This window comes from Paraburkholderia sacchari (assembly GCF_000785435.2).
GTDB classification, from domain to species: Bacteria; Pseudomonadota; Gammaproteobacteria; order Burkholderiales; family Burkholderiaceae; genus Paraburkholderia; species Paraburkholderia sacchari.
Window position 1 is genome coordinate 32,656 of sequence record NZ_JTDB02000014.1, and the last position, 19,342, is coordinate 51,997.

Here is a 19,342-nt window from a genome sequence, read left to right on the forward strand (position 1 = left end):
GACAGGTCAGCAAATATCAGTGAAGATCAGTAATCGATGAGTTGATGCTCGCGCAAATACGCAAGTATCACTTGTGCTTTTTCGACCGAACTCCCCTCAATTACGACGCTCCCGCCACGGCTCTCGGTCGTGACCGCTGCGAGCATTCGGGAATGCCCTGAGCGCTTCTCGGGGGCAGCGAACTTGACGGGCTTGCGCTCGATGGGACCGACCTTCCAGGCGGCCGCTTCGTCGCTAGCGAAGCGCGTGGCGCGCTGGGGCCGGATCGTGCCCGAACGCAGCCGTGCATAGGCGTACTGCGGCTGGCCGCTCGCCAGCGGATGCACGGCGATCACCGCCGGCAGCGCGGCTTCCACGCGGCGGCGCAAGCCCTTGGGCAGGAACTGGCGAACCGTGGCACGGCCCCCTTTTACGTCGACGTCCACAGCGCTGCCCACAAGCGGGCAGCGCAACGCGGCCGCCACGCTGTACGGCAGCATGCCGCTGTCGTGCGCACCCTCGGCGCGTGTGCCCGTCAGCACGAGGTCGTAGCCGCGCACGCGTTCGGCGAGCGCGCGCGCCGCGTCGTCGCCGGGCGCACATGCGAGCACCTCGACTTCACGCGCGCCCAGCGCGAGGTATTCGGCCAGCGCGGGTTCGCTGGCGTCACCCGCGTGAATCACGTCGAGTTGCGCGCGGTGCTGATCGGCGAGCTTGCGGCCGATCTCCAGCGCCTGCGCGTCGTTCCGACTGTAGCGCGGCGCGCCGCTCACGGGATGGCGGCCTGCGGAAACCAGCACCGCTATGCGCGCTATCTGTTGTTGAGTGTTCATGCAGCCACTCCCGCAGTTTGAGTTTTCGGTTGACGTTGCTCGGCAGCACTTGATGCTTGTCCGCGCGTCGCACGCGCGCTCTGCACCTGCTGGATCAGCGCGGCGATGGTCTGCTGCGCGTCGCCCACCACGGTCAGGTTCGCGCGCTTCGCGATCGGCGCGCTGCCGTCCATGTTCACGGCAATCACGTGACGGCAATCCTTGATGCCCTGCAAATGCTGCACGGCCCCGGAAATGCCGAACGCGATATACACGCTCGCCTCGACCGTCTTGCCGGTCGCGCCCACCTGCTTGTCGCGCGTGAAATGGCCGTTGTCCACGGCTACGCGGCTCGCGCCGATGGCCGCGCCGAAAACGCCCGCGAGCTTTTCGAACGACGCAATGTCGGTCACGCCATTGCCCGCCGAGACGATGAAGTCGGCCTCTTCGAGCGCCACCTGGGCCGCGTCGATTTCCTCCAGACCCAGATCGCGGTAAGGCTGCTCGATATCGCCAGCAGGACGAATGAAATCGCCTGCGAGACGCTCGCCCGCGCCCACGAAGGGCAGCTTCGCATCCACCGCGTTGGGCTCGAGCAGAATCACATCGGGCAGCGCGCGCGTAGCGAACGCGCGCTTCGCCTGTTCGTAAACACTCACGTGTTTCGCGTCGATCTCGACCACGTGCGCCGCCACGCTGGCGCCAGCGGAGGCCGCATAGCGCCGTCCCAGATCGCCGTCGCCGGTCGCGTTGTCGGGCACGAACACGTGTTTGGGCGCGAGCGCTGCTGCGCAGGCCTGCAACGCGCGCAGTTCGCTTTCGGGCGCGAACACGCGGCGCTCGAAGCCCGGCAGCTCGATCAGCTTGTCCACGCCGAGCGCAGCTGCATCGTCCTTCAATTCGCCGAACACGAGCAGCGCCACTTCGGTTTTCGCATCGGCCAGCAACGCCGCCGCCGCGATGGTCTGGCACGTGTGGTCGTCGAGCGCGCCGCGCTCGGCGTGGGCCACCACCAGCATGATTTGATTCGGATCGCTAAGCTGACGCAGAGGCCTGGCCGCCGCAGCGCCGTGCGCATGGCCACTCCAGTGCGCCGCGCTGGCATCCGCGCTGCCGCTCTCGCCGAGCGTGATGCGCCTGAGTCCTGCCGCCGTAATGATGAAGGGGCGGCGCGGATCGATTCGTTTGATCGCGTTCATCGGTTCACTCCAGCGAAGCAGCAACGAGTTCGGCCACGTCGAGCACCTCGGGGCGCGGACCCACGACGCCTTCGAGCATCGCCGTGCAGTTCGGGCACGCCACCGCGACTACTTCCGCGCCCACGGCCTTCGCGTCGGCGATGCGGATATCGGGGATGCGCTGCTTGCCGGGGATATCGGTCAGCGGCGCACCGCCGCCACCGCCGCAGCAGCGTCCGCGCATGCCGTTGCGCTCCATCTCCACCACCTGAATGCCGATGGTCTTGAGCAGCTTGCGCGGCGCTTCGGTCTCGCCGTTATAGCGGCCCAGATAGCAGGGATCGTGATACGTGGTGCGCTTCTCGCGCAGCGCTTCGACGGCCTTCGGCGCAATCTTGCCGCTCGCGGCGAGTTCGGCGAGGAAGGTCGTGTGATGCAGCACCTCGTAACGCGTGCCGAGCGCGCGGTATTCGTTGCGCAGGCTGTGCATCACGTGCGGGTCGGCGCTCACGATGCGCTTGAAGTTCAGCGTCGCGAGCGTGCCCATCATCTGCTTCGCCATGCGCTGGAACGTTGCTTCGTCGCCGAGACGGCGCGCCACATCGCCCGTATCGGTTTCCTGCCCGCCCAGCACGGCGTAGCTCACGCCCGCCTTGTTGAGCACCTTCACGAGCGCACGCAGCGTACGTTGATAGCGCATGTCGAACGCGCCTTCACCGGCTACCAGCAGCACGTCCACGGGCTTGCCCGGTTGCGCAATGGGTGCGTTCAGGTCGACCGACCAGTCGTAGCGCGCAGCCTTGTCGTAGCCGCCCATCGTGCCGGTTTCGCGCAGGTTCGCGAGCACCTCGGGACCCTTGCCCGGCACCGTGCCGTGCACGAGCGTCTGATTGCGGCGCATGTCGACGATGGCGTCCACGTGCTCGATCAGCATCGGGCACTCCTGCACGCAGGCGCGGCAGGTGGTGCACGACCACAGCGTTTGCGCTTCGATCAGGCCCGAGACGATCGGACCGTTGGGCGCGCCGCCATGCTGGCCGACCTTGATGCCCGGCGTGGGGCTGCCCGCGTAGGCCGCATCGGTGCCGCCCGCCATGCCCACCACGAGATCCTGAATCAGCTTCTTCGGATTGAGCGGCTGACCCGAGGCGAACGCGGGGCATGCAGCTTCACACTTGCCGCACTGCACGCAGGCATCGAAGCTCAGCAACTGGTTCCAGCGGAATTCCACCGGCTTGGCCACGCCATATTCCTGCTGCTCGATATCGGGCAGCTTGAGCGCCGTGGGCGGCGTGGCGGAACCGTTGCCGGTCCAGCTTTCACGCGTGGCGGCAAAACGCTCCTGGCGCGGGTGAAATGCGAGGTGCAGCAGGCCGGCGATGGCGTGCTTCATCGGGCCGCCCCTGGCCGCGCCGAACGTCATCGCGAACGCGCCAACGCCGATCAGCAGCGCGCAGAGCACCGCGAATCCGCCCGACATCGCCTCGGTCGGTACGAGCATGAACAGCACGAGGCCGAGCGCGAACGAACCGAGCACCCACGGCAGCGTATTCCACGGGCCCTTCGACAGACGCGCGGGCACATTCTTCGCGTGACGGCGGCGCCATACGAACACCACGCCAACCAGCATCGCGAGCGCCGCGAGGAAGATCAGCTTGTCGAGCCACGGCGAGTAGATCGCGAGCCCATAGTTGATGAACACGAGCGCGAGCGCCGCAATCGCGCCGCCAGCGGTCGCCACGTGCGTCTTAGCGATGTACGGGTCACGCGCGACCACGTGGTGAAGATCGACGAAATAGCGCTTCGGAATGCTGAACAGCTTGATGAAACCGAATGCGCCGAACGAACCGGGCGCCGCTGCACGCCCGACGCGCCAGTAAGCGGCCCGCTTCGCTACGGCGAACGCGAGCCCCGCCATCGACAGCCACAGCAGCGCGGTAATCAGCCAGGTCGGGTTCATGGGTCAGAAGTCCTTCACGAGCCGCAGCGCGTCGTAGATTGCGCCGTGGATGTTGTGCATCGAGATGCAGTCGCCAACGCGGAACAGCAGGAAGCGGCCGTTGCCGAGCTCTTCGGTCAGGCACGGTTGAGCTTCGGAAGCGAACAGCTTGTTCACGTCGACCTGACCGCGGTTCACCGATTCGTTCTTGAGCTTCCAGTAGAGTTCGTCGTTCGGCCGCGTGCCGTTCTCGATCACCACCTGATCGACTGCGCGCTCTTCGAGCTCTTCCGTGTACTCGTTGCGCAGCACCGCGATCTTCTTGCCGTCTTCTTCGTAGACGCGATCGAGCCAGTAATTCGGCGTCAGCACCGCGCCTTGCGCGTACAGCCGGCGATAGAAGATCGGGAACGTCGTGCCGCCCACGTCGTCGGCCACCTTCACGTCCGGCGTCACGATCTCGACCTTCGAGCCGCGGCTCGCGACGAAGTCGGCCACGCCCGAGCCCGCATGCGTGCTGATGCCGTCATAGATCAGCACGTTCTGCTTGGGCTCGACCTTGCCCGTGAGAATGTCCCACGCGCTGACCGCCAGACCCTCGGCCACGCCCCAGCCCGGCACTTCCTCGGTGTAGCTGTGGCCGCCAGTTGCGAGCACAACGATGTCCGGCTTCTCAGCCATGATCATCTTCTCGTCGGCCGCCACGCCCAGACGGCGATCCACGCCGAGGCGCTTCGTTTCCATGTCGAACCAGCGCACGATGCCAGCCATCTGCTCGCGCTGCGGCGCCTTCGCCGCGATCATGATCTGGCCGCCGACTTCAGTGTTCTTCTCGAACAGCACCACGTCATGGCCGCGCGAGCGCGCAACGCGCGCCGCTTCCAGGCCTGCGGGGCCCGCGCCCACCACCACCACCTTGCGCTTGGGGCCCCGCGACTTTTCGATCACGTGCGGCATCGTCTCTTCACGCGAGGTCGCCGCGTTCTGGACGCACAGCACGTCGAGGCCGTTGTACTGGCGGTCGATACAGTAGTTCGCGCCCACGCACTGCTTGATTTCGTCCTCGCGGCCGTCGCGGATCTTGATGACCATGTGCGGATCGGCGATCTGCGCGCGCGTCATGCCGACCAGATCGATCATGCCGTTCGCGAGCAGGCGCTCGGCCTGGCCCGCGTCGCGGATGCTCTGCGCGTGCATCACCGGCAGTTTCACCACCGACTTGATGCCACCCGCGAGGTGCACGAACGGTTCGGGCGGCAGCGCCATCGGCGGCATGCAGTTCACGAGCGTGTTGTGCGTGTCAGCGCCCGAACCCACCACGCTGATGTAGTCGATCAGGCCCGTCGCTTCCATCGCCTGGGCGATTTCCTTCGCGTGCTCGTGGTCGATGCCGTTCTCGTGGAATTCATCGCCGCACATGCGCAGGCCGACGCAGAAGTCGCGGCCCACGGCTTCGCGCACCGCCTTCAGCACTTCGATGCCGAAACGCAGACGGTTTTCGAAGCTGCCGCCCCATTCGTCGGTGCGGAAGTTCGTGCGCGGGCTCCAGAACTGATCGACCAGTTGCTGGTGCGCAGCCGAGATTTCGATGCCGTCCATGCCCGCGCTCTTCACGCGAATTGCAGCAGCCGCGAAGTCCTTGATGATGCGCTTGATGTCCTCGACTTCGATGATCTTGGCGTTGCCGCGGTGCACCGGCTCGCGCACGCCCGAGGGCGTCACGAGGTGTGGCCAGTGCTCGCCGTGGTACGCATTGCGGCGGCCCATGTGGGTTGCCTGGATCATGATCTTCGCGCCGTGACGGTGCATCGCTTCGGCAAGGCGCGAGAGCGGATCGATGACCTTGTCGGTCGTGAGATTGACCGACTTCCACCAGCCCTGCGGGCTATCCATCGAGACCGGGCTCGATCCGCCGCAGATCGCGAGGCCCACGCCACCCTTCGCCTTTTCCTCGTAATAGCGGATATAGCGGTCGCCCGGCAGGCCGCCCGGCTCGGCATAGACCTCGGCGTGCGCGGTACTGACAATGCGGTTACGCAGCGTCAGTTGATTAAGCTGGAGGGGTTTGAACAGGTTGGGATAGCGCATCGCAAGCGACCTCTGGCGTTCGTATGTCTCGTGTTACTCGGTGTAGTTCTTTTTAGTGGGCGATCGGCGACACTTCGAAGACGCAGTGATCGTGGTTTTCAGCCGCGCACTGCACTTCCTTCGATTGCGAGCGCGGTGCGCCCTTGCCTTCCGGCGTCGTGTCGTTGACCCAGTCCATCGCGCCGGCGAACCAGCCCGCGAACATGTAGCAAAGCTTGCCTTCCTTGCCCGGCTGCTGAAGCACGAACGACGAATGGCGCAACTCGATCTTGGCGCGCGCAGTCGACGGATCGGCTTCGATGATCGAGAACAGACCCCAGCCGCGCTGCGAGAGGCGCTTCAGGTAATGCTCGAACACCGCCATGCCGGTCAGGCCATGCAGCTTCGCTTCCTTGTCGCACCAGTGATAAGCGGACTTGTAGCCGGCCTTGTAGAGAATTTCCGCATAGGCCTCGACGCCGAGCGCTTCCTCGACGGCGACGTGGTTGTTCGTGAAGAAGTGGCGCGGCACGTACAGCATCGGCAGCGCGTCGGTGGTCCAGACTCCCGTATCGGGATCGACGTTGATCGGCAGTTGCGGTTGCATCGTAGTGACTCCGTGAGGAAAAAAGCCGTTTGCGTCGTTGCGCAGGCGCGGCATCGCCCGCGTGCCCCGCGCATCTTGCGCCGGGCACGTCCCGTTGTTTCGTGTCTTTGTGTGTGCTGGTTAGACTGTCGTGCGGCTTATGCGCCCCAGACGTCCTTGTACACGCGCACCCAGTTCTCGCCCATGATCTTGCGGATACGCGACTCCTTCCAGCCGGCGCGTTCCATCGCGGCGGTCAGGTTCGGGAATTCGCCGATCGTGCGGATGCCTTCCGGATTGACGATCTTGCCGAAGTTGGTGAGCTGGCGATAACGGCCCTTGTCGTGCGTGAGCATGTCGAAGAACTCTTTCGCGTAGTCCTGCGTGAAATCCGTGCCAATGCCGACCGTGTCTTCGCCCGCGATGTTCACGACATAATCGATCGCCTCGATATAGTCTTCGATCGTCGATTCGATTCCGCGCTTGAGGAACGGCGCGAACATCGTCACGCCGACGAAGCCGCCTGCATCGGCGATCTCCTTGATCTGCGCATCGCTCTTGTTGCGCGGGTGATCTTTCAGGCCCAACGGCAGGATGTGCGAATAGCACACCGGCTTCTTCGAAAACGCGATCGCTTCCGACGACGTATTGCCGCCAACGTGCGAGAGGTCGACCATGATGCCCACGCGGTTCATCTCGGTGATCACTTCGCGGCCGAAGTCCGAGAGGCCGCCGTCACGCTCGTAGCAGCCGGTGCCAACGAGGTTCTGCGTGTTGTAGCAAAGCTGCACGACGCGCACGCCCATGTCGGCGAACGCTTCGATATAGCCGAGGTTGTCTTCGAACGCATGTGCATTCTGGAAGCCCAGGATGACCCCGGTCTTGCCTTCCTTCTTCGCACGGAAAATGTCTTCGGTCGTGCGCACCAGCGTCAGCAGTTCGCTGTTGTCGCGAATCTGCTTTTTCATCACGCCGATGTTGTCGACCGTCTTCGTGAAGTTCTCCCACACCGACACGGTGCAGTTCGCAGCCGTGATGCCGCCCTTGTGCATGTCTTCGAATACCGGCCGCGCGAACTTCGAAATGTTCAGGCCGTCGATGATGATGCTGTCCTGATGCAGCGTGCTCATGTGTCTCTACTCCAGTGTCTGACGTCGGTGGGGTCGAACGTGTTCGGGGGACGGGCCCGGCGCCCCGGGCCCTGGTTCAATCTTGTCCAATCAATAGATCGGGAAGCGTTCGCACAGCGCGAAAATCTCGCGGCGCACACGCTGCTCGGTGGCGGCGTCGCCTTCCGGATGCGCGCGCAACGAATCGAACACTTCGAGAATCAGGCGGCCGATCTCGCGGAACTCCGCCACGCCGAAACCGCGCGTCGTGCCCGCAGGCGTACCCAGGCGAATGCCCGAGGTAACCGTGGGCTTTTCCGTATCGAACGGAATGCCGTTCTTGTTGCAGGTGATGCCGGCGCGCTCGAGCGCCTGCTCCACTTGCGCTCCCTTCAGGCCCTTGGGACGCAGGTCCACCAGCAGCAGGTGGTTGTCGGTGCCGCCCGTGACCAGATCGACGCCGCCGGCCTTCAGCACTTCGCCCAGCGCTTGTGCGTTCGCCAGCACGCTGTCGATATAGGTCTTGAAGCTCGGATCGAGCGCCTCGCCGAACGCCACCGCCTTGCCGGCGATTACGTGCATGAGCGGGCCGCCCTGCAGGCCCGGGAACACGGCCGAGTTGATCTTCTTGGCGATTTCTTCGTCGTTGGTGAGGATGAAGCCGCCGCGCGGGCCGCGCAGGGTCTTGTGCGTGGTGGACGTGACCACGTGCGCGTGCTCGACCGGGTTCGCATGGCGGCCGGCGGCGATCACGCCCGCGATATGGGCCATGTCGACCATCAGCTTCGCGCCCACGCTATCGGCAATCGCGCGGAAGCGCGCGAAGTCCAATTGGCGCGGGTAGGCGGAAAAGCCCGCGATGATCAGACCCGGTTTGTGCTGATGCGCGAGTTCCTCGACCTGGTCATAGTCAATGCGCATAGTTTCGCGGTTCACGCCGTATTGCACCGCGTTGAACCACTTGCCGGACAGCGCGGGCTTCGCGCCGTGGGTGAGGTGGCCGCCCGCGTCGAGCGACATGCCGAGCACCGTCTCGCCCGGCTTGGCCAGCGCGAGCATGACTGCGCCGTTGGCCTGGGCGCCCGAGTGCGGCTGGACATTGGCGAAGCCGGCATTAAAGATCTTCTTGATGCGCTCGATGGCCAGCGACTCGATCTCGTCCATGAATTCGCAACCGCCGTAATAGCGCTTGCCGGGATAACCTTCCGCGTACTTGTTGGTCAGCACCGAGCCCTGCGCTTCCAGCACCGCCCGCGACACGATGTTTTCCGACGCGATCATTTCAACCTGCGACTGCTGCCGCTCGATTTCTTTCAAAATGCTTTTACGCACCGCGGAGTCGCGCTCGGCGAGCGGCTGCGAAAAGAAAGCTTGAGTGTTCGACATAGAGCATCCGTGACGATGTGAGATGAATGGCCCGGCCCGCGTGAGGCCCCGCCCCGCCTGGGTTTCCCGCCCATCGGGACAGTGGTGGTTGACGGCTCTATTCTTGTCGTTCGTATTTGCGGCCGATGTATGAATTCAGACGCATTCTTTTCCTTTTCCGCCATCGGCGTCCGTTTTTCACAAGTGACGCGAGCGTTGGCTAACCGTTGGCGAAACAACCCACGGATGGGTTCCGATCCAAACAATCGTCAGACGTTATCCGCGTTGAATTAAATGCACCAAGGCCGTCGCATGCCGAACTTCTGTGCAGCCCCCTTTAAATCCGAGCGCGCATATTTTTGTCGGGTTTGAATTAGGGTTTAGCCGCATGGCACACCTGGCATGCCAGATTCGAAAATTGCACTAGCCTGGCGCGGGCTTCCCGCCCGGCTTGAGAATTAAAGGAATCGCCCCTCATGGTCCCCGCCCGTTCGGCGACGTTGGCGCATTTTGCGTTCATGCCGTTGCCCAATTTCACGATGATCGCGTTTACGAACGCCATTGAAGTTCTTCGCATGGCGAACTACCTGAGCGGCCAGCCGCTCTACCGGTGGTCGATCATCAGCCCGCAGGGCGGCCAGGTCACGGCAAGCAACGGACTTGCCATCGACACCGGACCCGCCGAGTGCGTGGGCCAGCCGGACATCGTGTTCGTATGCGGCGGCGTGGACGTGCAGCGCGTCACCACCGCCGATCATCTCTCCACGCTGCGCCGCTTCGCGCGCATGGGCGTGGCGCTCGGGAGCCTGTGCACGGGCACTTATGCGCTCGCCAAGGCGGGGCTGCTGTCCGGGTATGCGTGCGCAATCCACTGGGAAAACATGTCGGCGCTCAAGGAGGAGTTTCCTTCCACGCGCTTCCTCAAAGAGCTTTTCGTGATCGACCGGGATCGCGTGACCTGCACGGGCGGCGTGGCGCCGCTCGACATGATGCTGAACCTGATCACGGCGCGGGTGGGCACTGCGCGCGTCACGCAGATTGCCGAGCAGTTCGTGGTCGAGCACGTGCGCGATACCAGTGCGCAGCAGCGCATGCCGCTGGTGGCGCGGCTCGGGTCGGCCAACAAGTCGCTGTTCGAAGTGATCGCGCTGATGGAAAACAATATCGAAGAGCCGCTTTCCCGCGAAGAGCTCGCGCGGCTCGCGAATATGTCGCAACGGCAGTTGCAGCGACTATTCCATGAGCATCTGGGGATGACGCCGACGCATTACTACCTGACCCTGCGGTTGCGGCGCGCACGTGAGCTGTTGCTGCAAACCGATATGTCGATCATGCAGATCACGATGGCTTGCGGGTTTCAGTCGGCCTGCCATTTCAGCAAGAGCTATCGGGATGCGTTTGGGAATGCGCCGACCGGAGAACGGCGCAAACGTATTGCGCCGCTTTCGGGGGTGGATACGCCGGCTGTTGTTGCGGTTGCGCCTTCGTTGTCGGCGCATTGATTGTCTTGTCGCGGCTCCCGCGGCATTGGCATTTCCTCGTCACTGTGCATGACTAGTCCCTATCGGCCGCCCTTCGGCAAGCGACCGTTCTTTCAGTAACGTGCGACGGAGCGAATGCGCTCAGTGAGGCAGCACGCGCATCAGGAACTCCTTGGCGCGATCGGATTGCGGATTTTCGAAGAAGGCATCGTTGCGGGCGTCCTCGACGATGATTCCCTTGTCCATGAACAGAACCCGGTTCGCCACTTTCCTGGCGAAGCCCATTTCGTGCGTGACGCACATCATCGTCATGCCTTCCTGGGCGAGCTCGACCATCACGTCGAGCACCTCGTTGATCATCTCGGGATCCAGGGCAGACGTTGGTTCGTCAAACAGCATCGCGATCGGATCCATCGAAAGCGCCCGTGCAATCGCAACGCGTTGCTGCTGGCCGCCAGACAGTTGGGCGGGATATTTGTCGGCATGTGCGCGAAGCCCCACCCGGTCGAGTAGCGCCAGGCCTTTCGTGGTTGCAGCGTCGCGGTCCCGGCCGAGAACCTTGATCTGAGCGAGCGTCAGATTCTGGGTGATAGACAGATGCGGGAATAACTCGAAATGTTGAAACACCATCCCGACCTTGGCGCGGAGCTTCGAGAGGTTAGTTTGCTTGTCCCCCACCGAATGACCGCCAACGACGATTTCGCCTTCCTGGAAGGGTTCGAGGCCATTCACGGCCTTGATCAGCGTCGACTTGCCGGAGCCGGACGGACCGCACACGACAACCACCTCGCCTTTCTTCACTTCGGTTGTGCAGCCGGTAAGAACCTGAAACTGCCCGTACCATTTCGAAACGTTATTGAGTGAAATCATCTCGCTATCTCTACGATTCTCAAGTTGCCCGTTGTCTCAGCGGACGTGTGCCTGCGCAAGCCGCACTTCAACATGACGCTGCGCCCACGACATTGCGGTGCTCAGAATCCAGTAGATCGCGGCGGCGGCCAGATAGAGCGGCAACGGTTGATACGTGGCTGCAATGACTTCCTGCGCGGCACGCAGCATCTCCGTCACGGTGATCACGGAGACCAGCGACGTGTCCTTGATCAGGCTGATCAGGGTGTTGCCGAGACTCGGTACGGCCATTCGCAAAGCCTGCGGGCAAATTACGTAACGCAGTGTCTGCAAGTGGGTGAGGCCCAGGCTATGCGCCGCGCTCCACTGTCCGCGGCTGATGCCGAGAATGGCGCCGCGCATGCTCTCGGAGAGATAGGCGCCGGCGTTGGCGGTCAAAGCGAGAATGCCAGCGCTCGTTGGCTCGAGAGAGATGCCGATATCGGGCAACCCGTAGTAGATGACGAAAATCTGAACCAGCAGTGGCGTGCCGCGCATGAGGCTGACGTAGCCCCGGGCAACGCCCATGATGAACGGCCGGCCGCTGATACCCATGATTGCGACTACAAGGCCGACACACAGACCGAGAAACGCGGAGGCGAGCGCGAACTTCAGGGTAATCAATGCACCCATCAGAAGGAGAGGCATTGCCTGAACAACGATGTCGATTGGAGCCATAAATTGATCTGCTGCGCGGGTGCGCCGCCCAGGCAGTAGCCGGGGTGGCGCAAACAGAAAGAAGGGTGAGCGATTACTGCGTGACGGGCTGTGTTACGTCAGTGTTGAACCAGTGCATCGAAATCTTTTTCAACGTACCGTCCTGCTTCAGTGAATTGAGCGCGTCGTTCACAGCCTTTTCGAACGCGGGATTGCCCTTGCGGAACGGAATGCCCATTTCCTGTTCGCCCCCTTTGAGCACTGCGCCCGGACGAAGCGGGAGGTTCGAAGTCTTGATGATGTACGGCAGCATCAGGCGGTCGTCGAGCGTCGCGTCGATGCGGCCCGATGCCAGATCGCGCAGCTTCTCCGGCGCGCCAGGATAAGTCTGGACGTTGATGCCCGAAACAGCGCGGGCCATCTGGTCATAGTTCGTGCCGAGCGTCACGCCGATTTTCTTCTCGCCGCTGAACTCGCCGAGCGATTTGAACTCGCGCTTGTCGTTGGTGCGCTGAATCAGCTGGGCCGCCGAGAACGTGTAGGGCTGGCTGAAATCCAGAGCCTGCTTGCGCTGGGGCGTGATGGTGACCTGATTGACGATCACGTCGAATTTGCCTGCCTGCAGGCCGGCAAGGATACCGCTCCACTCGGTAGGGACGAATTCCGGCTTGACGCCCAGTCGGGCAGCAAGGGCCTTGGCGACATCCACATCGAAGCCTTCAAGTTCGCCGGCAGCGTTCCGGTAGTCGAACGGAGGATAGGTGCCCTCCAGGCCGACGTGCAGCACACCGCTCGACTTCACCGTTTCGAGCAGGTCCTGGGCGTGGGCAGTCGCGCCCACAAAACCGAGCGCGGTCATGACGAGCGCACCGCGCATAAGCAGACGCCTGGTGTTCGAGAAATTCATGGTCTCCTCGCGGATTCAAGTTGTTCGATCTAGTGTGCGTAGAAGGCGGCATGCCTTCATCAGGTTGAAACGGGGACTGCGTGCGTCAGTGACCCAAGGGCTGCCGCGCGACATGCGTTGAACGTGCGGCTCGGTCCGTCCGGGTCACTGGAGATCGTACGGGGGCAGCAAGAGAATTTTTTTTTAAAAACCCTAGTATTTATCCACTAGGAAGAAGAATAGAATTCTTCGCCGGGTAGCCGTATTAGTGGAGATGTAATGCGGATGCATCGGCCCCGAGTTCAAACAGCAAGTGGCACGTCTGCTGCCCGACCGGCGCTATAGCCGTATGGAAGCGAGCCTTTCGGTCTGCGTTGGCGAGACGGGGCTACATGGCCGGTAGCTCCCGCGAAGCGGATGATCTTTATATTCCAGCAATGCTGGTTATTGAGTTAATCGCCACGCTTCCCGCGTATACGGCGAACATTACGCTCTGGCGGCGCTACCAGGCGGCCAGGTAGCTGAACAAACCCACCATATCGTTTCCCGGAAAGCAAAACGGGCAGCCCCACCAGCGGCTGCCCGTTCTGCTTACGCCCTACCGACCATCAAGCCGCCAACAAACCATGCGGATCGATCACAAACTTCCGCGGCGCGCCGCCATCGAACTTCTTATAGCCTTCAGGCGCATCATCCAGCGAAATAACCGAGACATTCACGATCTTGGCGATCGGCAGCCGGTCAAACAGAATCGCCTGCATCAGATTACGGTTGTACTTGAGCACCGGCGTCTGGCCGGTATGGAACGTATGCGATTTCGCCCAGCCCAGGCCGAAGCGAATGCTCAAGCTGCCATGCTGAGCAGCAACGTCCTTCGCGCCCGGATCGTCGGTCACATAAAGTCCCGGAATCCCGATCATGCCCGCAGGGCGGGTAATTTCCATCAGCGAGTTGAGCACCGTAGCGGGCGCCTCTTCGGAGTGCCCCGAGGCACCGTGGCCGTGCGCCTCGAAGCCCACGCAGTCGACCGCGCAATCGATTTCCGGCTTGCCCAGAATCTGCGCGATCTGGTCGCCCAGCGAAGCATCCTTCGAGAGATCCACGACTTCGAAGCCCATCGCCTTCGCGTGCGCGAGACGTTCCGCATTCATGTCGCCGACGATCGTGCAGGCCGCGCCAAGCAAACGCGCCGAAGCCGCCGCAGCCATGCCGACGGGACCCGCGCCCGCGATATAAACCGTCGAGCCCGGCTTCACGCCCGCCGTCACCGCGCCGTGATAGCCGGTGGGCAGAATGTCCGAAAGGCAGGTGAGATCGCGAATCTTCGCCATCGCCTGGTCCTTGTCCGGGAACTTCAGCAGATTGAAATCTGCGTACGGCACAAGCACGTACTCGGCCTGGCCGCCAATCCAGCCGCCCATGTCGACGTAGCCATACGCGCCGCCGGCGCGCGACGGGTTCACGGTCAGGCACACGCCCGTGTTCTGCTCGCGGCACATTGCGCAACGGCCACAAGCAACGTTGAACGGCACCGAAACCAGATCGCCGATCTTCAGCGTTTCGACGTCCTTGCCAATCTCGACCACTTCGCCCGTGATCTCGTGACCGAGCACGAGGCCAACCGGCGCCGTGGTGCGGCCGCGCACCATATGCTGGTCCGAACCGCAGATGTTCGTGCTGACCACCTTGAGAATCACCCCATGGCCGATCGCACGGCCGGTCGGATCGACCATCTTCGGATAGTCGATTTTCTGCACTTCGACCTTGCCCGGACCTTGATACACGACGCCACGATTGCTCATCACCTTGTCTCCTTGAGAATTAGCGCCGCGGCGCACCCGTCAATCCGCGCCCGCAGCGATATGTTGAGCGTAGCCCGCCGCACGCACCCCGCGATGTGCAAAAGCCGACGCGTGCTTGTCGTGCACCGACATCGGCAGAGCACATCAGGCGCGGACGGCACGCCACGCTACCAGCGCCCTGTGGTGCTCCACTGCAGATAATCAGCGCGCGTCCATTCGAGCGACACGCCAATGCGCCGCGTGCCCGGACGGATCTTCGGCTTGTGCACTTCGATCGTGAGCGTATCGAGCGCGGGCCACTCGCGAAACGACAGCGCCGCAATATCGGCCACCAGCGTTTCGAGCAGCCGCGTATGCGGCTTCTTCGCGAGAAACTCCGCGATGCGCGCGCAATAGCTCTCATAATCGATCCAGGCGCTTTCCTCTTTCGGCATCGAGCGATAGCCGAGCTGCGCATCGATCACGAGCGGCTGCGGCTGGCCATGCTCGTGCGGATGAATGCCGATGCGCGCCGGCACGCTCAGGCCCTCGACGAACACGCTCCAGCCGCGCCCGCGCGACAGGGGCGCATCGGGCGCCACCGCCACACCGAGCGCGGGATCGAAGGTCCCGTCGACGATCTTCATGATGCCAGCGACGCGGTGGCGTCGAGCATGATGCGGCAGAAGTAGTCGGCGAAGCTGCGGCGCACGACGATCTCGAAGCGGTCGCCCCCCATCGGAACCAGCACGATCGAGGCCTTGAAGAAGACGCTCTGCGCGCATTGCCCTTCCTTGAACAGGCCAGGATGCAGATCGAGCGGGCAGCCGCGCGAGAGCAGTTCGCGCGTGCGCGCGCCGTCGACCTCCACCACGGTGTAGCCGCTGCCCACGTCCACGGCCGCCGCGTAAGCTTCGCCGAATGCGGGCGCGAGCTTCGCTTCGAGCACGCCGGCCCGCACCGCCGCGTCCGAGCGCACGAGCCATTCATCGGGGCCCAGCCACAGCACGTCGTAGCCGTTGCCGCGCGCGACCGTGTTGGGCGTCGCGGGCGGCTGGCAGCCGACCACCTGGGCGAACGCGTCCACGAAAGCCGGATCGCTCAGTTCGCCGCGCACGTTCACCAGATCGCGGAACGGCAGTTCACGCAGGGTGAAGCCCTTCGGCGCGCGGCCCTCCTGCGCCTTCATGAGCCCGGCCACGCCGACGAAAGGCGACTCGAGCCGCACCGCTGCTGCTGCGCGCTCCGCAAGGGGCGCCGTATCCATCGTTTCATTCAACATGCTGACGCACCCCTTCAGTGTCATAGAAAATCGGGCTGGCAATCTTCGCCTTCACGCGCCGGCCATCGGCCATCGAGATGGCGACGTATTCGCCGGTTTTGTTGTGGCCGCCCTTCACGACCGCCAGTGCGATCGAGCGGTCGAGAATCGGGCTGTAATAGCTCGACGTCACGTGGCCGATCATCGCCGTGGTGCCGTCCGCCTTCTGCTGCGCATTCACGTCGACGATCTGGCCGCCTTCGGGCAGCACGAACTTCGCATCGTCGGTCAGGAGTCCGACGAACTGCTTGCGCCCTTCCTTCGCGGTGTCCGAGCGCTTGAGCGAGCGGCGGCCGAGGAAGTCCTTGGTCTGCGAAACGAGCCCGCCCATGCCCAGGTCGAACGGCGTGACCGAGCCGTCGGTGTCCTGGCCAACGATGATGTAGCCCTTCTCCGCGCGCAGCACGTGCATCGTTTCCGTGCCGTACGGCGTGATGTTGAACTCCGCGCCCGCGGCCATGATCGCTTCCCACACCGCGCGCCCCGCGTTGGCCGGCACGTTCACTTCATAGGCCAGCTCGCCCGAGAAGCTGATGCGCATGACGCGCGACTTCACGCCCGCCACCGTGCCATTGCGATACGACATGAACGGGAACGCGGCGTTGTCGAAGTCGATGTCCCTGCACACCTTCTGCAGCACCTTGCGGCTCTTCGGGCCCACCACGGCGAAGGTCGCCCAGTGATCGGTCACCGAAGCCAGACGCACCTTCATGTCGGGCCATTCAGTCTGCAGCCAGCGCTCGAGCCACGTGAGCACACGCGCCGCGCCGCCCGTGGTGGTCGTCATCATGTAGTGCTGCGCTCCGAGGCGCACCGTCACGCCGTCGTCGAACACCATGCCGTTCTCGTCGAGCATCAGGCCGTAGCGGCACTTGCCCACTTCGAGCTTGAGCCACGGGTTCGTGTACATCCAGTTCAGCAGCTTCGCGGCGTCCGGGCCCTGGATGTCGATCTTGCCAAGCGTCGACGCATCAAGGATACCTACGCTGTTGCGCACCGCGAGGCACTCGCGCTTGAGCGCCGCGTGCATGTCCTCGCCCTTCTTCGGGTAATACCAGGGGCGCTTCCAGTTGCCCACGTCTTCGAACAGCGCGCCATTCTCCTCGTGCCACTCGTGAATGCAGGTCTTGCGGATCGGGTCGAGGAAGTCGCCCAGTTCGCGGCCCGCCACGGTGCCGAACGTCACGGGCGTGTAGTTCGGGCGGAACGTGGTCGTGCCGGTTTCGGGAATCGTCTTGCCGAGCGCCTCCGCGAGGATCGCCATGCCGTTGATGTTGCCGAGCTTGCCCTGGTCGGTGCCGAAGCCCATCGCCGTGTAGCGTTTCACGTGCTCGACCGATTCGAAGCCTTCGCGCGCGGCCAGCAGGATGTCCGATGCGGCCACGTCGTTCTGGAAGTCGACGAACTGCTTCGGTCCGCGCGGCGCGGCCTTGCGGCTGCCCACGAGCCACAGCGGCTGCAACGGCGTTTCGGCGATCTCGGCGGCCTTCGGCACCTGCGGGCGCGTGACCTGGAAGCCAAGCGACTTCGTTGCGTCGATACCGGCGTCGACGGCCTGGGTCAGGCCGCGTGCGAGGCTGAATTCGCCCACTGCCGCGCCCACGCTCACTTCCTGCTGCACGCGCTTGCCCGGCGTGAAGCAGGCCTTCGCGTCGTTCCAGTGCGCCTTGCCGCCCGACTGCGCGAACAGGTGCAGCACCGGGCTGAAGCCGCCCGACATCGCCACCAGATCGCACGGCAGGTCAGCGAGCTTCGCGCCGGTCTGGCCGTTCTGGTACGCGACCACTTCGACCGAATTCACGCGCAGCTTGCCGTGCGCCGCCATGATGGCCGCGTTGTTCATGATCTTCACGCCCTGGCGGCGCGCGGCGTCCTGCAAGGCGCCCTTGCCCTGCGCACGCGAATCGACCACCGTGACTTCCGCGCCGCAGCCCTTCAGGTCGAGCGCGCAGCGGTAGCCCGCATCGTTGTTCGCGAACACCACGACCTTGCGGCCCGGCAGCACGCCATAGCGATGGATATAGGTGGACACCGCCGAGGCCATCATGACGCCCGGCAGGTCGTTGTTGCCGAACACGATGGGACGCTCGTGCGCGCCGGTGGCGAGAATCACGCGCTTCGCGCGGACCTTCCACAGCAGTTCACGCGTGCCCTTGCGCGTCGAGACCGGCAGATGCTCGGTCAGGCGCTGCGTGACGGTCACGAGGTTGTGATCCTGATAGCCGAAGGCCGTGCTGCGCGAGAGGATCTTCACGTCCGGCATGGCCGCGAGTTCCGCCTCGATCTTTTCGACCCACTGGATGGCGGGGCGGCCGTCGATTTCGGTCTTGCACGACAGCAGGCTGCCGCCCAGTTCGCGCTGGTCGTCCACGAGAATCACGCGCGCGCCGGCGCGGCCCGCCGTATGCGCGGCCAGCAGACCCGTCGGGCCGCCGCCGACCACGAGCACGTCGCAATGCGCGAAGCACTTGTCGTAGCGGTCGCCGTCGCGCACTTCGGGCGCCTTGCCCAGGCCCGCGGCTTCGCGAATCTTCTCTTCGTACTTCGGCCAGAATTTACGCGGCCACATGAAGGTCTTGTAGTAGAAGCCCGCCGGCAGGAAGCGCGAGAACTTCTGGTTGATCGCCATGCGGTCGTGCTCGAGGTCCGGCTCAGCGTTCACGCTGGTCGCCACGAGCCCCTGATAAAGCTCGATTTCGGTCGAGCGCGCGTTCGGCACGGTGTACGCACCGCGCTCGAGCTGCACCACGGCATTCGGCTCAGCCACGTCGGCGGTCACGATGCCGCGCGGACGGTGGTACTTGAAGCTGCGCGCGACGAAGTGCACGTCGTTGGCCAGCAGCGCCGAGGCGAGCGTGTCGCCCTGATAGCCCTGATAAGTGCGCCCGTTGAACGTGAAGGTCAGCGGAATCGCGCGGTTGATGCGCCCGCCGGCGCCGAGACGGTTCTTCTGGCTCATCGCTGCTTGCTCCCTTGATTGGCTTTCGCCTGGACGTTCACCGGCGAGTTGGCGTCGCCAAACGTTTCGTAACCCTGAATGTCGTAACTCACGGTGTCGCGCGTCACCTTGAACCAGCGGCGGCAGCCCTGCGTATGCAGCCACTGCTCCTTGTGCACGCCGCGCGGGTTATCGCGCATGAACAGGTACTCGCCCCATTCGCGGTCGCTCAGCTTGTCGGTATCGAGCGGGCGCGCGATGTCCGCCTCGCCGCCACAGGTGAATTCGAGTTCGGCGCGCGGCCCGCACCATGGGCATTCGATCAGCAACATGTGGTGTTCTCCTAACGTTGGTG

General features: G+C 63.7%; 16 protein-coding genes. 1 reads left to right on the top strand and 15 read right to left on the bottom strand.

Translation table 11 applies throughout. From position 1 onward, the window contains the following. Positions 1-26: 26 nt before the first annotated feature. The 7 genes from NH14_RS30500 to NH14_RS30530 all read right to left on the bottom strand — a co-directional run bounded on the left by NH14_RS30500 (position 27) and on the right by NH14_RS30530 (position 9,056). Complete coding sequence (locus NH14_RS30500) at positions 27-812, bottom strand: drug:proton antiporter (protein WP_035534830.1); 786 nt, start codon at positions 810-812, stop codon at positions 27-29. Continuing rightward, positions 809-1,990 carry an electron transfer flavoprotein subunit alpha/FixB family protein gene (locus NH14_RS30505; RefSeq protein WP_035534833.1) on the bottom strand — a complete coding sequence of 394 codons (1,182 nt, stop codon included), beginning with the start codon at positions 1,988-1,990 and terminating at the stop codon, positions 809-811. Before NH14_RS30505 ends, NH14_RS30500 begins: the two co-directional genes overlap by 4 nt. Positions 1,991-1,994: 4 nt before the next feature. Then, positions 1,995-3,929 carry a (Fe-S)-binding protein gene (locus NH14_RS30510; protein ID WP_035534836.1) on the bottom strand — a complete coding sequence of 645 codons (1,935 nt, stop codon included), beginning with the start codon at positions 3,927-3,929 and terminating at the stop codon, positions 1,995-1,997. Positions 3,930-3,932: 3 nt separating this feature from the next. Next, on the bottom strand, positions 3,933-5,996 hold the full coding sequence (locus tag NH14_RS30515) for an NADH:flavin oxidoreductase (protein ID WP_035534840.1): 2,064 nt from the start codon (positions 5,994-5,996) through the stop codon (positions 3,933-3,935). A 52-nt stretch (positions 5,997-6,048) separates the two neighbouring features. Further along, positions 6,049-6,582 (bottom strand): DUF5943 domain-containing protein, encoded by a 534-nt coding sequence (locus NH14_RS30520; RefSeq protein WP_035534873.1) that lies wholly within the window; start codon positions 6,580-6,582, stop codon positions 6,049-6,051. 137 nt (positions 6,583-6,719) lie between these two features. Further along, positions 6,720-7,691, bottom strand: a complete 972-nt coding sequence (locus NH14_RS30525) for a dipeptidase (protein ID WP_035534843.1) — start codon at positions 7,689-7,691, stop codon at positions 6,720-6,722. Between the two features lie 90 nt (positions 7,692-7,781). Continuing rightward, on the bottom strand, positions 7,782-9,056 hold the full coding sequence (locus tag NH14_RS30530) for a serine hydroxymethyltransferase (RefSeq protein ID WP_035534846.1): 1,275 nt from the start codon (positions 9,054-9,056) through the stop codon (positions 7,782-7,784). 455 nt (positions 9,057-9,511) lie between these two features. On the opposite strand from NH14_RS30530, the gene NH14_RS30535 reads away from it, so the two are divergent. After that, on the top strand, positions 9,512-10,537 hold the full coding sequence (locus NH14_RS30535) for a GlxA family transcriptional regulator (RefSeq protein WP_035534849.1): 1,026 nt from the start codon (positions 9,512-9,514) through the stop codon (positions 10,535-10,537). A 120-nt stretch (positions 10,538-10,657) separates the two neighbouring features. On the opposite strand, the gene NH14_RS30540 is transcribed toward NH14_RS30535, so the two are convergent. From NH14_RS30540 to NH14_RS30575, 8 genes are all read right to left on the bottom strand, one after another. Then, positions 10,658-11,386 carry an amino acid ABC transporter ATP-binding protein gene (locus NH14_RS30540; protein WP_035534852.1) on the bottom strand — a complete coding sequence of 243 codons (729 nt, stop codon included), beginning with the start codon at positions 11,384-11,386 and terminating at the stop codon, positions 10,658-10,660. A gap of 36 nt (positions 11,387-11,422) precedes the next feature. Continuing rightward, on the bottom strand, positions 11,423-12,082 hold the full coding sequence (locus NH14_RS30545; RefSeq protein WP_035534855.1) for an amino acid ABC transporter permease: 660 nt from the start codon (positions 12,080-12,082) through the stop codon (positions 11,423-11,425). 73 nt (positions 12,083-12,155) lie between these two features. Beyond that, entirely contained in the window at positions 12,156-12,968 is an 813-nt protein-coding gene (locus tag NH14_RS30550) for a transporter substrate-binding domain-containing protein (protein ID WP_035534858.1), read from the bottom strand. A 587-nt stretch (positions 12,969-13,555) separates the two neighbouring features. Then, complete coding sequence (gene fdhA / locus NH14_RS30555) at positions 13,556-14,752, bottom strand: formaldehyde dehydrogenase, glutathione-independent (protein ID WP_035534861.1); 1,197 nt, start codon at positions 14,750-14,752, stop codon at positions 13,556-13,558. A 164-nt stretch (positions 14,753-14,916) separates the two neighbouring features. Beyond that, positions 14,917-15,375, bottom strand: coding sequence for a dihydroneopterin aldolase (locus NH14_RS30560; RefSeq protein WP_168727173.1), 459 nt, complete (start codon positions 15,373-15,375; stop codon positions 14,917-14,919). After that, on the bottom strand, positions 15,372-16,010 hold the full coding sequence (locus tag NH14_RS30565; protein ID WP_035535399.1) for a sarcosine oxidase subunit gamma: 639 nt from the start codon (positions 16,008-16,010) through the stop codon (positions 15,372-15,374). Before NH14_RS30565 ends, NH14_RS30560 begins: the two co-directional genes overlap by 4 nt. Then, on the bottom strand, positions 16,000-19,008 hold the full coding sequence (locus NH14_RS30570) for a sarcosine oxidase subunit alpha family protein (protein WP_035535396.1): 3,009 nt from the start codon (positions 19,006-19,008) through the stop codon (positions 16,000-16,002). The genes NH14_RS30565 and NH14_RS30570 overlap by 11 nt, the downstream gene beginning before the upstream one ends. After that, a complete protein-coding gene (locus tag NH14_RS30575; RefSeq protein ID WP_035535393.1) occupies positions 19,005-19,319 on the bottom strand; it encodes a sarcosine oxidase subunit delta in 315 nt (104 codons plus the stop codon). The genes NH14_RS30570 and NH14_RS30575 overlap by 4 nt, the downstream gene beginning before the upstream one ends. Between the last annotated feature and the right edge of the window lie 23 nt (positions 19,320-19,342).

Excerpts from the sequence above, each read along its gene's own strand:
- NH14_RS30500 (WP_035534830.1), bottom strand. The coding sequence starts at position 812 with ATGAACACTCAACAACAGATAGCGCGCATAGCGGTGCTGGTTTCCGCA.
- NH14_RS30505 (WP_035534833.1), bottom strand. The coding sequence starts at position 1,990 with ATGAACGCGATCAAACGAATCGATCCGCGCCGCCCCTTCATCATTACG.
- NH14_RS30510 (WP_035534836.1), bottom strand. The coding sequence starts at position 3,929 with ATGAACCCGACCTGGCTGATTACCGCGCTGCTGTGGCTGTCGATGGCG.
- NH14_RS30515 (WP_035534840.1), bottom strand. The coding sequence starts at position 5,996 with ATGCGCTATCCCAACCTGTTCAAACCCCTCCAGCTTAATCAACTGACG.
- NH14_RS30520 (WP_035534873.1), bottom strand. The coding sequence starts at position 6,582 with ATGCAACCGCAACTGCCGATCAACGTCGATCCCGATACGGGAGTCTGG.
- NH14_RS30525 (WP_035534843.1), bottom strand. The coding sequence starts at position 7,691 with ATGAGCACGCTGCATCAGGACAGCATCATCATCGACGGCCTGAACATT.
- NH14_RS30530 (WP_035534846.1), bottom strand. The coding sequence starts at position 9,056 with ATGTCGAACACTCAAGCTTTCTTTTCGCAGCCGCTCGCCGAGCGCGAC.
- NH14_RS30535 (WP_035534849.1), top strand. The coding sequence starts at position 9,512 with ATGGTCCCCGCCCGTTCGGCGACGTTGGCGCATTTTGCGTTCATGCCG.
- NH14_RS30540 (WP_035534852.1), bottom strand. The coding sequence starts at position 11,386 with ATGATTTCACTCAATAACGTTTCGAAATGGTACGGGCAGTTTCAGGTT.
- NH14_RS30545 (WP_035534855.1), bottom strand. The coding sequence starts at position 12,082 with ATGGCTCCAATCGACATCGTTGTTCAGGCAATGCCTCTCCTTCTGATG.
- NH14_RS30550 (WP_035534858.1), bottom strand. The coding sequence starts at position 12,968 with ATGAATTTCTCGAACACCAGGCGTCTGCTTATGCGCGGTGCGCTCGTC.
- NH14_RS30560 (WP_168727173.1), bottom strand. The coding sequence starts at position 15,375 with ATGAAGATCGTCGACGGGACCTTCGATCCCGCGCTCGGTGTGGCGGTG.
- NH14_RS30565 (WP_035535399.1), bottom strand. The coding sequence starts at position 16,010 with ATGTTGAATGAAACGATGGATACGGCGCCCCTTGCGGAGCGCGCAGCA.
- NH14_RS30570 (WP_035535396.1), bottom strand. The coding sequence starts at position 19,008 with ATGAGCCAGAAGAACCGTCTCGGCGCCGGCGGGCGCATCAACCGCGCG.
- NH14_RS30575 (WP_035535393.1), bottom strand. The coding sequence starts at position 19,319 with ATGTTGCTGATCGAATGCCCATGGTGCGGGCCGCGCGCCGAACTCGAA.